This is a genomic window from Rhizobium sp. ZK1 (genome assembly GCF_047782645.1).
In the GTDB taxonomy this organism is placed as follows: domain Bacteria; phylum Pseudomonadota; class Alphaproteobacteria; order Rhizobiales; family Rhizobiaceae; genus Rhizobium.
This window is the reverse complement of sequence record NZ_CP180587.1, coordinates 945,920-959,529: the sequence shown is the minus strand read 5'-3', so window position 1 is coordinate 959,529 and position 13,610 is coordinate 945,920. Positions and strand designations below refer to the sequence as shown.

Sequence of the window (13,610 nt, the reverse complement as noted above, 5' to 3'; positions counted from 1 at the left end):
GCGGTGACCACTGGATCATTGATTGTGTCATCTGAAATTTGGTGTCTTGGTCTAACTCATGCCAAGCCGCTTGCGCAACGCGGCGTTTTCGGCACGAAGTTTTTCGGCAAGCAGCTTGCGCAGCCTACGATTTTCTTCCTCAAGCTCGGTGAACTCGGCGAGTTCATCGTCAAATGCGACCGTGCCTGAGGGAGCCTCACCACTCGCCGCAGCAAAGGCTTTCTTCCATGTGTAGTAGGTCTGATCGGATATAGCCGCGGCACTCACGGCATCCTTCAATGTCGTGCCACCGGCAACGGCAGCTTCGACCTGCTTGATCTTCACGAGCTTTTCTTCGTCGCTCAAACCGCGTGACTTGGGCTTTGCCATCTTTTGAGCGACCGTGTCAGCCTTCCCCCCTTTCTTCTTGGAACTTGAGCGTTGTGCACCAGCGGCAGTTGCGGTCTTCTCCGCTTCAGGCTTTGTGGCGGTGCTAGCAAGCGATGTTTGGAATTCGTCGTCAGCCATCGATGATCCTCATATTGTTCCGAGCGTTTTCGGCCAGGTCGCTGCAGGAGTCAACGTCGCCGCTTCACAGGCCGCCCACGATCAAATTGGATCCGCTCAAGGACCTGTAACAGATGACCTTTCTGTAGCGTCATAGGTTATGGATCGCATCGGAGTCTCGCGGGTCAGTGTGTCGGCATGACGAACTATCGTGCTGTACTGCAGTCCAGGCAAACGGCCCCACGATGAACGGTGCCGAGGACACTTTCCGCCGCCCGCTCGGTTGAAGATCGAGACCTCCCCGGTCGCGCGAGGCACTGTACCATGCATTTCAACGGTCACCTGCCGCCGCATCTCCGCCGGAAACGCTGCCGATCGTGATGTCGACGACCACATTGGGAGGGAGGTTTCAGTCGAAGAAGCCCGCATCCTCTTCGCTGAGGTATCTCCTGGCTCCTTCAGCGTCGATATCGAGGCCCAGGCCAGGCGCTTCCAGTAGGTCTACCATGCTGTCCTTCACGATCTGCGACGGCAAGCCGATTACCAGATCCTCCCACCAGGGGTCGGAGGCGGTCGGATATTCGAACGCAATGTAATTTGCCGGCAGCGTGGCGCAGACATTGATCAACGCGCCGAGGCCCAGCAGTCCGTTGGCCGTGCCGTGCGGTGCCATCAGGATCGAGTGCATGTAGGCGTGCTCGGCGACCCATTTGAGCTCGGCAATGCCGCCAATGTCGGCTGGATCGGGGCCGATGACGCGTACCGCCTGCGTCTCGATCAGTTCCTTGAAATTGTGCCGCAGGTAGATCTGCTCACCCGTGTGGATTGGCGTCGAGGTGGAGGTCGTCAATTCCCGATAGGCCTGCGGATTGACCCACGGCACGTAGTCGCCAGTGAGCATATCCTCGAGCCACATCAGATTGTATTTCTCGACCGCGCGAGCGAACCTGATCGCATCGGGCAGCATCCAGCCCGGGCCGCAGTCGAGCGCCAGACTGACTTTATCGCCCAGCACTTCCTTCATCGCGATCACGCAGTCGAGTATGTGATTGAAACCGCGCTCGCTGATCACGCCTTGATCCATGGCGCCGTGATAGCCGGCCTTCTTCTGGATCACGCCGTAGTGGAAGCCCTCAATGGTATCCTTCATGTTGGAGTGGAACGAGATTCCTTGCTTGACCATGAAGAAGTTTTGCGGCTGCTCCATCATCCATTTGACGTCAGCGGCGTAATCCTCCGGCCGGTCACCTGTGCGTTTCTGGCGGACCGAGCCGTTGTAGACGCGCACCTTGTCCCGCACCTTGCCGCCGAGCAGTTTATAGACGGGTACGCCCGCCGCCTTGCCGGCAATATCCCACAGCGCATGCTCAATAGCGCTCACCGCCGCGCCGTACGGCTTGAAAGAGCCGCGTTGGCGGATCTTCAGCATGACTCTTTCGACGTCGGTCGGGTCCTCGCCGATGAGCGCCTCGCGGAAATGCAGCACAAAGGGCTTGAGATAGGACTTTGTGAATTCGACTTCGCCCAAGCCATAGAGGCCCTCGTCGGTCACGATGCGCACGATCGGGTGCTTGCCGATGACGGCGCAACGGAGATCGGTGATCTTCATCTTCGTTCCTTTTTTACCTCAGCTCCAGGTGCGATCCCAGGAATACTCGTCGTCCCAATGATCCGTCGGCCGCCAAATGCCGGTGACACCCGGCTGCAAATGCTGCGAGATCACCTCGTCGACGATGTCGTCGATCCCGAGCCCCGGCTTGTCCGAAACAGTGATAAAGCCGTCCTTCACCAGGGGCCTCGGAAGGCCCGTGACGATATCGTCCCACCAGTCGACATCGGCGGAATGGTATTCGAGCGCCATGAAATTTTCGGTCGCGGTCGCGACATGTGCGGCGGCCATTGCGGCGATTGGGCTTTCTGCCATGTGGATGGCCATGGCGACGCCATGGTCCTGCGCCATGTCCCCGATCTTCTTGGTCTCCAGGATGCCCCCGCTGGTGAGCAGGTCAGGGTGGATAACGGAGACGCCGCCGCTTCTGAGCAGAGGCTCGAAGCCCTCCTTGAGGTAGATGTCCTCGCCGGTGCAGATCGGCACCGTAGTGGCGTCCTGGAGTTGTCGATATTGCTCGGTATACTGCCACGGGATCACATCCTCGAGCCAGGCTGGCACGTATTTTTCAATTCGCCTGGCAAGGCGAATGCCGTTCTGCATCGAGATATGGCCGATATGGTCGATGGCAAGCGGCACATCCATGCCGATGACCTCACGAACCTCGGCGATATATTGCTCAAGCAGGTCGAGGCCCTTGTCGGAAAAATGCAGGCCGGTAAACGGGTGCTGGACGTTATGCACATCGTAAGCAGCGTTGCGGAGGCGCCGCTCTTCAATGGTCTTCAGCGGCCCGCGACGGGGATCGTCGCGGTATCCTTCCAGTGAGCCGGCCGGAAACACGACCGCACCAGGCACATCCGCGATCTGCATCAACCCCAGATCCATCTTGAGAAAGGTGTATCCGAGCGCCATGCGCTCTTTGAGACGCTTGCCGGTCTCGGTACCGCTCGGTACGGTGGCGTCGGTATCGCAGTAGACGCGCACTTTGTCCCGAAACCTTCCGCCGAGCATCTGGTAGATGGGAACGCCATAGGCCTTGCCGGCAAGATCCCACAAGGCGATTTCAACCGCTGACACGCCGCCGCCTTGCCGCCCATGCCCGCCGAACTGCTTGATCCGGCGAAACAGGCGATCGATGTCGCAAGGGTTTTCGCCAAGCAACCGGCTCTTCAGCATCAGCGCATAGGTGGCGCTGGCACCGTCGCGCACCTCGCCCAGCCCGACGATGCCCTGGTTGGTGTATATCTTGAGCAGCACTGAGGTGAACGGCGCGCCGACAATTTCGGCCACCCGCATGTCGGTGATGCGAAGATCGGACGGCCTGGAATGCGTATTCACCCGATTGAGCGCTTCGTCGGCTCCATCTGCCTCTAGCATGATTTATCCTCGTTCTGGTCGGAGGGCACTTTGGGGTGGCGTCGAGCGTGGCGAGCTAATCCAGCTCTATCTCGTGATCTTGAAGATAGTCGCGGTTCATTTCGACGCCGAGACCGGGCTTGGAGGTAAGCTTGAGGCTGCCGTTCGAGACATCGAGTGGTCTGTCGATGAGGTGATCATATTTGCCCAGATTCCATTCCGACGTTTCGAGTTTGTAGAAATTTGGAACGGTCATCATCACCTGCGCTCCCGCAACCACGTTGATCGGCCCTGCGGCGTCATGCGGCGAGACCGGAATGTAGTAGGCTTCGCAAAGGGCAGATATCTTCTTGAGTTCGGTAATGCCGCCGGTCCAGGTGACATCAGGCATGATATAGTCGGCGAGCTTGTTTTCGAGCACCGGCACGAAATCCCATTTCGTGTGGCCGCGCTCGCCCCACGAGATAGCGGCGCTGACCTTCTCACGCACCTGCTTGAGAGCGTTGAGGCTCTCCGGTGGACAGGGCTCCTCAAACCAGTCGATCTGGCCAGCTTCCTCGAGACTGCGACAAAGACGAATGGCCGTCGGAACGTCGAACCGGCCATGCGCATCGATGAGGATGTCGACATCAGGCCCCGCCGTTTCGCGGATCAGGGCCGTGAGTTCAGCGGCTTCGCGCTCATCCTTGCGGGTCATGCTGCCATCGAGGTAGCCATCCCGCTGTTCGCGAGGCAGCCCATCGGCAGTGCGGCCTTGGTAGGGGAAAGGATCGAACTTGAGTGCAGTGTGGCCAGACTCGACGATGTCTCGAATCTCCCGGACGACCGCCTCCTTGCTGGTAAACTTGCGCTGGTTGGGATGAGTGTAGAGCGAAATTTCATCGCGCACCGGTCCGCCCAGCAGTTCGTAGATCGGCTTGCCAAGAACTTTGCCGCGGATGTCCCAGAGGGCGATGTCGATGGCGCTTATGCATTCGACTGCGGCGCCGCGACTGCCCATGTAGGTGAAGCTGCGAAATATCTTGTGCCACAGATACTCGATCCGCGCCGGGTCTTCGCCGGCAATAGCGGTACCGATCTGCCGCAGGATCGTACAGAGGGCGCGATTGGCAAGCCTTGTCGTGGTGGTGATCTCGCCCCAGCCGCTCACCCCCTCGTCGGTCGTCACTTCGACGAACAGGAACTCCCCCCAATAAGAAGCATCGGATTTGATAAGCCACGGCCGAACGCTGGTGATTTTCATCTCAACTGCCTTTAACTGAAGTGGTGGGGATAACGATATTAAGGGTGATGGATTCTATCCTGCCCGAGCGGCGTTACGCGCGCGCATATGTTCGAGGATGTGCCGGCCGGAGCCCTCGACATGGCGTGCAATAAGGTCGGCTGCCTCGTTCGCATGTCCCGCTTTTACATGCGCGATGAGCTCGCGATGCTCGCTGAGGATTGCGGCACGCCGGGCGAGCGTGAAGTCGAAACGTCGGCTCACGGCTCGCAGCACTTCGCGATGCTTCCACCAAAGCTCGGCGGCATGGCGGTTATAGTGCTTCTGGTACATGACTGTGTGAAACGCGGTGTCCAGCTCGCTGTGCCTGAACGGGTCGGCGAAGTTGTTCTCTTCAATCAGGCCCTGGATGCGTTCGAGTTCAGCAATGTCCTCGACGGTGGCCATATTCACGAACCATTTCGTCAATGCCGGCTCGATCAAGACGCCGATCTCGTAGATGTCCCGAACGAAATCCTGATCTATGGGCCTCACGCGCGCTCCGCGGTTGGGAACGAAGGTGACAAAGCCCTCCCCGCGCAACAGTTGCAGAGCCTCGCGCACGGGGTTGGTTGAGGTGCCGTGGCGCCGGGCGAGATCCGTGACAACAAGTCGCTCGTTGGCCGCGAGTCGACCCTCGATGATGTCTTCCCTGATCAGCTGATAAAGCGAGGCGCCCTCGCTGGAGGCCCCGATAGCGTCGATCCCTTCGGGTGGCTGCGCCCTGAAATCACTTGTTTCGGCCAAGACTGTCCCCAGTAAATACACACACTATTCGGATATCACGCAAATTTTCCTTAAACAATGTACGATTTCTGTCATTGACAGGCAATCTGTGATCTGAAAACGTATGATCAGGCCGAAGGGATACATTAGGAGAAGTCCTGCGGCCGGGGAGAAGACCGCTCGCCTCGACGCAGAGTGGCATGGGAGAGAACCTGGGAGGTACCTATGACGAGGATTTCACTCGGCCGTGCCGTTTTGCGCGGCACTGTCTCGACTGCTTTGATGGTATCGTTGATGTCCGTGTCTGCGTTGGGTGCGCCGGTCGACCTGAGCAAGTGGTCGCCGGAATATGTCCGCTCCATCGCCGGCACACAGGATTTTGACACGGCCGGCGATTGCGCCAAGGTCACTCCGCTCGACTATAAGGGGCGACTGACTTTTTGGTATCAGGGCGTGTTCGAGGGCGACCCCGACCTCCTGCGCCAGTATTACAAGGACTTCTTCGAGACCTTCCGCAAAACCTATCCAAACATCCAGCTTGAGGAACAAGCCCTCACCTATAATGACCTTCTGGACAAGTTCCGGACCGCACTTCTGGGTAATGCAGCGCCCATGGCGGTGCGCCTGCAAATCCTTGGCGGCACCGAATTCGCCTCTAAGGGCTATCTGGAACCGCTCAAACCCGAAGATATCGGGTATTCGACCGATGACTTCTGGCCCGGTGCGATGAAGGCCGTAACCTGGGAGGGGGTGACCTACGGCATCCCAACCAATAATGAGACGATGGCGTTCATCTGGAACGCCGACATCTTCAAGCGTGCGGGCCTCGATCCGGACAAGGCTCCGGCAACCTGGGACGACGTCGTCAAATATTCCAAGCAGATCCACGACAGGCTCGGCATTGCCGGTTACGGCCTCGTGGCGCGCAAGAATGCCGGTAATACACCGTACCGTTTCATGCCGCAGCTGTGGGCCTATGGCGGCGGCGTCTTCGATGAAGCTGCCGCCAACCCGACCTATAAGGAAGTCGAGCTAAACACCGCGCAGAGCAAGGCGGCATTGCAAGCCTCCTACGATATGTATGTTCGCGACAAGTCGGTTCCGGTTTCGGCGCTCACCAATCAGCAGGCAGATAACCAGCCCCTCTTCCTCGCTGGCCAGCTCGGCATGATGATCTCGCACCCGTCCGACTATAACGTCATGCTCGACCTGCAGAAGAAGACGACGGGCAGCGACAAGGAAAAAGCCCAGACCGTCATCGACAACATGCGCTACGGCCTGATTCCGACAGGTCCCGACGGCAAGCGTGCCGTCGTGTTTGGCGGCTCCAACATTCACATCTTGAAGCCCGAATATGTCGAGGGCGGCAAGGTAGACGAGCCGGCTGCAAAGGCTATCATCTGCATGTGGACGAGCCCCGAATGGTCACTGAAGATGGCCTATGCCGGCTCTAACCCGGGAAACCTTAACGGCTTCAAGACCAAATGGATGAAGGAGCGTCTTGATAGTATCAAGTTCCTCGATGTCACGACCTCGATGCTGCCCTACGGCATCCCGTTCCCGGCGCTGCCACAGTCGCCCGAGATCATGAATATCATCGTACCGGACATGCTGCAGAATGCCCTGACCGGAGCCATGTCCGTCGACCAAGCAGCGGACGACGCGGCCAAGAAGGTCAAAGACCTGATGGATGGCGGTCTCTAGTCCAAGCCTGACCACGATCGATCTGACCGGCTGCGCCGAGATTGCAGCCGGTTTCTTCCGAAGGACGAGGGCAGGCACAGTGACGATCTTGACTGATAAGGCCGATGCGCGCCGAGGACTGCAACCCGACAGGTCCGGCGTGCTGCGAAAGATTTGGGAGCATCGCGCTGACTATGCGTATGTGCTTCCTTCGATCGCCGTCATGCTCATCGTCATCGCCTACCCTATCTATTATACGATCGAGCTGTCGTTCTTCAATACACCGCCTGGACTGCAGCTTCGGGACAAGATTTTTGTCGGCCTCGACAACTACACCGCCATCCTCACAAGTCCGGTGTTCTGGAAAGTCACCTCCAACACTCTTATCTGGACACTGGGATCCACGTTCATCTCATTTGTCCTGGGGTTTGCCTGCGCGCTCGCGCTCCATGGCGACTTTGTCGGCCGCGGCATCCTGCGCGCCATCCTGATCATTCCCTGGGTCATCAGCGCGGTCGCCGCGTCCTATATCTGGAAGTGGATCTACCATTCGGACTTCGGAATCATCGGCGCGGTGCTGGTCGGCCTCGGAGTGGCCGATCGGCCGCCGAACTTCATCGACAGCGTCAGCACGGTGCTGCCCTCGCTGATCGTCGTCAATATCTGGCGAGAGTTTCCGTTTGCCATGATCATGATGATGGCTGGCCTGCAGACGGTTCCCGAGCAGTTGCTGCGCGCCGCGAAAGTCGACGGAGCCAATGCGTGGCAGCGGTTCTGGCACGTCACCTTTCCGCACTTGCGAAACGTCTCGACGGTGACGGTTCTTCTGCTTGCAGTGGCCAATTTCAATTCCTTCATCATCCCCTGGATCATGACCGGCGGCGGGCCGTCGAATGCATCGCATATCTGGATCACTCACATTTATGAACTCGCCTTCGGCCGCCAGCGCTGGGGGGTGGCATCAGCCTATTCGGTGCTGCTGTTCCTGATCCTGATGTCGCTCGGCTACTTCTACGTCCGTGCGCTGAGCGGCAACGAAAAGGATGGAAGCGAATGACCGCGATTGCCGAGACTGCTCATCGAGATCAGGCGCGTCGCCGTACACGCATCGATGGATGGCGGTGGGGTGGACGCATCTTCCTTGTGTTCATGCTCCTTTACACTGCGCTACCGATGATCTGGATGCTGATCACCTCGATCAAGTCCGGCTTCGCCGCCATGCAATTCCCGCCGCAATGGTGGCCGGACCAACCGACCCTCGACAGCTACCAGAAGCTGCTCGATCCGCAAAACAGCGTCGGCCAGGACTTCCTGCGCTTCTTCTGGAACAGCCTTTTCGTCTCCACTGCCACGACCATCCTTTCGGTGATCGTCGCAGTTCCTGCGGCCTACGCGTTTTCGCGCTTCAAATTCCCGGGCCGGAACTTTCTGTTCTTCGCCGTCCTGCTTCGCAACATGTTCCCGGCAGTGATCTTTCTCGTGCCGCTCTTCATCCTGATGCGCGCGATCGGGCTGGTGAATACGCATGGGTCGCTTGTCCTCACCTACCTCACATTCGGCCTGCCGCTGGCAATATGGCTCCTGAAGGGCTTCTACGACAACATCCCGGTGCAGCTCGAGCAGGCCGCACGCATCGACGGGGCAACGCGGTTCCAGGCCTTTGTCCTGATCGTGATGCCGCTCTCGGCGCCAGGAATCATCGCCACGGCGATCTATTCCTTCATCGGTGCGTGGAACGAGTACATCTACGCCTACACCTTCCTCTCCAAGAACGAGCAATTGACGCTGCCGGTCGGCATCCAGCGCTTCTTCTCGGAAAACACGACGGACTTTCCGGGCCTGATGGCGGCAAGCTTCATGATGAGCGTGCCCGTCGTGGTCCTGTTCCTCGTTCTTCAACGATACTTCGTACGCGCCCTTACCGAAGGCGCAGTCAAGCACTAGGGGAGTTGCCTGTGGCCCACGTGGTCCTCAAAGATCTGGTCAAGACCTATGGCGCCTTCAAAGCTGTCAACGATGTTTCGCTGACGGTCAACGACGGCGAATTCGTTGCGCTTGTCGGCCCTTCAGGCTGCGGGAAGACAACCACGCTCAATCTTGTGGCAGGGCTTATCCCCATCACATCTGGGGACATCGTCATCGGCGACCGGGTGGTCAACGACCTCGACCCCAAGGACCGGGACATCGCAATGGTGTTCCAGAACTACGCGCTCTATCCGCAGAAATCTGTCTACAAAAATCTGGCGTTCCCGCTACAGATGCGCAAACTGCCGCGAGACGAGATCGACAAGAAGGTCAGGGAAGCAGCGCGCGTGCTGGACATGACGCAGCTGCTCGAGCGCAAGCCACGCGAACTTTCGGGTGGCCAACAGCAGCGTGTGGCGCTCGGCCGTGCCCTCGTTCGCGATCCGGCAGTATTCCTGATGGATGAGCCGCTCTCCAACCTCGACGCAAAGCTGCGCGTGCAGATGCGCTCGGAGATCAAGCGCTTCCACCAGGACCTCAAGGCGACGATCATCTACGTGACGCACGACCAGCTCGAAGCCGTAACCATGGCCGACAGGATGGCGGTGATGAACGGAGGCTACCTGCAGCAATACGATACTCCGGCGCAGGTTTTTGCCCATCCGGTAAACATGTTCGTCGCCAGCTTCGTCGGCAGCCCGGCGATGAGCCTTGTCCCATTGGAGGCGTCAACGGCAGGCGGCGAGACCGTGTTGACCAGCGCGGAGGGCTGGCGCCTCGAACTCTCGCCAGAAAACGCCCAGAAGGTCGCAAGGTCATCCACCAGGAAAGTCGTGCTCGGCGCGCGCCACTCGACGATAAAGCTGCATAAGAGTGCGGTGCCCGGAAGCGTCCCTGCCAAGGCCTACACGGTAGAGCCGACCGGAGACGTCACCTTCGTACAGGCGTTTCTTTCCGGCGCCATCGTCAATGTCAGCGTGCCGCCGACCATTGCCGTCACGCCCGACGAACAGATTTGGCTCGAGTTCGATCAGGAGCGGATGCATCTGTTCGACGGCGAAACGGAAATGGCGCTCAAGGCCAACTGAGACCAGGCGGATGCGCGTGAAACGAGGGCGTGGATGACTGCGAAACTTAAAATCACGGCGATCAAGCCCTATCCAGTATGGGTAGGAACGCGCAACCAGATGCTGGTCAAGGTGGAGACCGACAACGGCATCTTCGGCTGGGGCGAGAGCGGTTTGAGCGGCCGCGAGAAGGCTGTGACCGGCGCGATCGAGCACTATCGCGAGTTCCTCATCGGCCGCGACCCGATGCAGATTGGCCGGATCTGGCAGGAAATTTATCGCAGCCAATATTTCGAAGGCGGGCGCGTTCTGCAGGCGGCGATTTCCGCGATCGACATTGCCCTTCACGACATCAAGGGCAAGGCGCTGGGCGTGCCGGCCTACGAACTCTTGGGCGGCAAGCAGCGCGACCGCATTCCGACCTTCGCCTCGACCGGCGACGAGGCCGAGGGCGATGTTGCCATCGAACGAGCCCGCGAACTCCGTGTACAAGGGTGGCAGGCGATCCGCTTCTTCCCAATCGGTCAAAGCAGTAACGACATCTTCGAGCCGCGCGAGTCGATCGGGCCCACCGCACGGATGCTGAACAAGGCGCGCGAGGCGCTCGGCGACGACGTCGTCCTCGGCATCGACTATCATCATCGATTGTCGGTGGCAGAGGCGGCGAGCTTCTGCAACAAGCTCGGCCGTGGCGTGCTTGATTTCCTCGAGGAGCCGATACGAGACGAGACACCTGAAGCCTACGAATCCCTACGCAGGATGACTGACGTCCCCTTCGCCATTGGCGAGGAATTTGCCAGCAAGTGGCAGTTCCTGCCCTATATCGAGCGCGGCATCCATCAGTTCAACCGGCTCGATGTCTGCAACGTTGGCGGGCTCACTGAAGCGATGAAGGTCGCTGGCTGGAGCGAGGCGCACTATGTCGACCTGATGCCGCACAATCCCCTTGGCCCGGTCTGCACGGCCGCCACCATCCATCTTGCTGCTGCGGTGCCGAATTTCGCCTGGCTCGAGACCAGGGTGCCAGAAGCAAAGCTCGGCTTCGACAATTCCGACTTCTTCCCCGTGCAACCACGGCTCGACGGCCCTGACTATCCGGTGAGCGACCTGCCGGGGCTCGGCGTCGAGGTCAACGAAGAAGCTGTCAAGGCGGAGAGCTTTCGTTTCTGGGAAGCGCCTCACCTGAAGCGCCGCGACGGTTCTGTCACAAACTGGTAGTTTCATCCACCGGAGCTTAAAATGACGCATACGCCCGATATTACGCGACCGCCCAGAGAGCTGATCGATGCGCTGAAGGAGATCGGCGCCGCGACCATTGCAGGTACGCTCGGCCACATGGGCTTCCGCAATCCGCATATGGTCGGCCCGGTATCGCAGAGCCGCGGCAAGTCGATCGTCGGCCCGGCGCTGACGCTTCAATTCATGCCGCAGCGGCCGGATCTTTTCACCGAGGGAGAATATGCAGATCCGGAGACGCAGTTGCACCGGCACGTGCTCTATCACGCGCAGGAGGGGGATGTGGTCGTGGTCGACGCGCGGGCCGATATGAGCTCGGGCGTCTTCGGCGACATGATGTCGACCTATTTCAAGGGTAGAGGCGGCGCCGGCATCGTGATCGATGGCTGCATGCGCGATCGGCCCAATGTCGAGAAGCTAGATCTCGCCCTCTGGCTGCGCGGCTGGACACCCAACTACCATGTGCAGACCAGCATTTATCCCAACGCCGTCAACGTTCCGATTGCCTGCGGCGGTGTCACGGTCATCCCCGGAGACATCATCGTCGCCGACGATGACGGGGTGGTGGTGCTTCCAGTCGCAATGGCCTCGAAGGTGATCGAAGAATCGCAAAAGCATCACGATTGGGAGGAGTTCTCGCGCATGAAGCTCATGGGGGGCGGGTCGTTGCAGCGCTACTATCCGCTGCATGACGGTGCCCGCGGAGAGTACGAAGAATGGTGCAAAATTAACCGCTCGGGAAAGACTTAGCCAAGGGATTACCCTAGGCGGGCGGCGAACTTGACCTCGATGGAGCGGCTGATTTGGGGCCGCAAGTCCCGTAGGTTTGGACGATGCTGTCGAATATGTGAATTCTACACCAGTGGCGGTGCCGTCGAGGTACGAGCGGGTGTCGTTTGCTTCGTTTGGTGGCCGACTGAGAGGCCTAGCCGATCCACGAGGCCGCGGCAGCTCCAGGTAACCAGAGCGCCGAAGACGGCGCTGAAAATATCAAAGCCAACGGCAGAATAGGCCACGTGCGCTTGTGGAGTTAACGGCAGTTTGGTGCCACTTCGACCGGCTGGCCAGCCTCTATGCAAAGACGATGGCCGACGCCGCCATGGAAGCCCTAATGGTAGCGGTAGAGCCAAGGCGAACCTCGAGCGGTCGGAGTTTTCGTGACACCTAACAACTACTTTCGGCTCGATGAATTCCAAGAACATCGGACAAGCGCGACGTAATTGTTTTCATCACATCGGGTGAGCTTCTATCTACGCCATAAACGAAACCCGGAAAGTCCAGTGTCTTCTGGAGTGCCCATATGGCTTCGTGCTGATCGGAGGATAGCATTTCCGCCGGGTCACCAACGGCGACCCATCCGATCGGCACGGTTGAGCCCGGCTCCAGCCGCGTTCGCAAATGCACGGTTCCGTTGATGCGGACTTCTGACCCACGTCCGATCTGCGCCCCGTGAAACACGGCTGCCCCGGTTGCGACGAAAACTTCGCCGTCGATTTGCGCGCCAACGACATGGCTGTTAGGCCCGACTATACAATGGTCTCCAATGGAACAGTCGTGACGACTGGTGGCTCGGATCACGGCATTTTCGAACACGATGCAATTCCGTCCGATGTGGATGGATCCACCGGCTTCCGCCACCAAGCGAGCGCCATGCATGATTCTGCTTCCCGCACCGATGGTAACATCGCCACAGACCGTCGCATCCTGCGCTACCCAGGCATCGGAATCGATCGATGGCGACTGTTCTTCGTACGATAAGATCATGTTTTACCCTCCTGCCTTGATCTCGGCGCTACGCCGACGCCCTCACACTTTCAAGGTGCCAGACCTTTGCGACGATCCGCCAGCCCTCAATGCCTTTCACGAAGCAAAGATGATCGATAAAGATATTGGCGTGGATCCGCAGCCTGACCTTCACGGTGGCCGCAGCTGGCGAAAGCCAATCGATCAGAATGATTTCGTCCTCACGGTCTTGCGAGCGGCTCGCGGGAGATTCGCGCCTGGCGATCACCTGGCGATAATCTGCAATCGGGTCCACCCTGATTGCGCCTTCGTCAGCGTCGAACAGGCTACAGGCTGGATGAAAGATGTGGTCAAAGAGCGAGAGATCGCAGGCGTAGAGGGCATCGAAATAGTTTTGTATCGCGTTTAGCAATTCGGTATCGCGGCTCATCTGGTTTCTCCGTTTTGTTGGCGGGTGACCGTGTTGCATGCCGAC

General features: G+C 59.0%; 13 protein-coding genes. 6 read left to right on the top strand and 7 right to left on the bottom strand.

Features of this window, described 5'->3' with window-relative positions; genetic code table 11:
• Window positions 1-51: 51 nt before the first annotated feature.
• From ACK9YZ_RS27020 to ACK9YZ_RS27000, 5 genes are all read right to left on the bottom strand, one after another.
• Window positions 52-507: a transposase gene (locus ACK9YZ_RS27020; RefSeq protein WP_416068316.1), complete on the bottom strand. Its 456-nt coding sequence runs from the start codon at window positions 505-507 to the stop codon at window positions 52-54.
• Window positions 508-895: 388 nt separating this feature from the next.
• A complete protein-coding gene (locus ACK9YZ_RS27015; RefSeq protein ID WP_416068315.1) occupies window positions 896-2,095 on the bottom strand; it encodes a mandelate racemase/muconate lactonizing enzyme family protein in 1,200 nt (399 codons plus the stop codon).
• Window positions 2,096-2,113: 18 nt separating this feature from the next.
• Window positions 2,114-3,475 (bottom strand): mandelate racemase/muconate lactonizing enzyme family protein, encoded by a 1,362-nt coding sequence (locus ACK9YZ_RS27010; RefSeq protein ID WP_416068314.1) that lies wholly within the window; start codon window positions 3,473-3,475, stop codon window positions 2,114-2,116.
• Between the two features lie 55 nt (window positions 3,476-3,530).
• The gene (locus ACK9YZ_RS27005; protein ID WP_416068313.1) at window positions 3,531-4,697 is read right to left on the bottom strand and encodes a mandelate racemase/muconate lactonizing enzyme family protein; all 1,167 of its coding nucleotides are present in this window, start codon (window positions 4,695-4,697) and stop codon (window positions 3,531-3,533) included.
• A 54-nt stretch (window positions 4,698-4,751) separates the two neighbouring features.
• Window positions 4,752-5,462, bottom strand: a complete 711-nt coding sequence (locus ACK9YZ_RS27000; RefSeq protein WP_216760681.1) for a GntR family transcriptional regulator — start codon at window positions 5,460-5,462, stop codon at window positions 4,752-4,754.
• Window positions 5,463-5,666: 204 nt separating this feature from the next.
• On the opposite strand from ACK9YZ_RS27000, the gene ACK9YZ_RS26995 reads away from it, so the two are divergent.
• From ACK9YZ_RS26995 to ACK9YZ_RS26970, 6 genes are all read left to right on the top strand, one after another.
• Window positions 5,667-7,145: an ABC transporter substrate-binding protein gene (locus tag ACK9YZ_RS26995; RefSeq protein ID WP_416068312.1), complete on the top strand. Its 1,479-nt coding sequence runs from the start codon at window positions 5,667-5,669 to the stop codon at window positions 7,143-7,145.
• A gap of 79 nt (window positions 7,146-7,224) precedes the next feature.
• A complete protein-coding gene (locus ACK9YZ_RS26990; protein ID WP_416068439.1) occupies window positions 7,225-8,181 on the top strand; it encodes a carbohydrate ABC transporter permease in 957 nt (318 codons plus the stop codon).
• Entirely contained in the window at window positions 8,178-9,068 is an 891-nt protein-coding gene (locus tag ACK9YZ_RS26985) for a carbohydrate ABC transporter permease (RefSeq protein ID WP_416068311.1), read from the top strand. The genes ACK9YZ_RS26990 and ACK9YZ_RS26985 overlap by 4 nt, the downstream gene beginning before the upstream one ends.
• An 11-nt stretch (window positions 9,069-9,079) precedes the next feature.
• On the top strand, window positions 9,080-10,177 hold the full coding sequence (locus ACK9YZ_RS26980; protein ID WP_416068310.1) for an ABC transporter ATP-binding protein: 1,098 nt from the start codon (window positions 9,080-9,082) through the stop codon (window positions 10,175-10,177).
• A gap of 33 nt (window positions 10,178-10,210) precedes the next feature.
• Window positions 10,211-11,374, top strand: coding sequence for a mandelate racemase/muconate lactonizing enzyme family protein (locus tag ACK9YZ_RS26975; RefSeq protein WP_216760685.1), 1,164 nt, complete (start codon window positions 10,211-10,213; stop codon window positions 11,372-11,374).
• Between the two features lie 21 nt (window positions 11,375-11,395).
• Window positions 11,396-12,142, top strand: coding sequence for a ribonuclease activity regulator RraA (locus ACK9YZ_RS26970; protein ID WP_416068309.1), 747 nt, complete (start codon window positions 11,396-11,398; stop codon window positions 12,140-12,142).
• A gap of 414 nt (window positions 12,143-12,556) precedes the next feature.
• Here ACK9YZ_RS26970 and ACK9YZ_RS26965 read toward each other — a convergent pair whose 3' ends face one another.
• Window positions 12,557-13,156 carry a gamma carbonic anhydrase family protein gene (locus tag ACK9YZ_RS26965; protein WP_416068308.1) on the bottom strand — a complete coding sequence of 200 codons (600 nt, stop codon included), beginning with the start codon at window positions 13,154-13,156 and terminating at the stop codon, window positions 12,557-12,559.
• Window positions 13,157-13,184: 28 nt separating this feature from the next.
• Entirely contained in the window at window positions 13,185-13,565 is a 381-nt protein-coding gene (locus ACK9YZ_RS26960; RefSeq protein WP_416068307.1) for a nuclear transport factor 2 family protein, read from the bottom strand.
• Window positions 13,566-13,610: the final 45 nt, after the last annotated feature.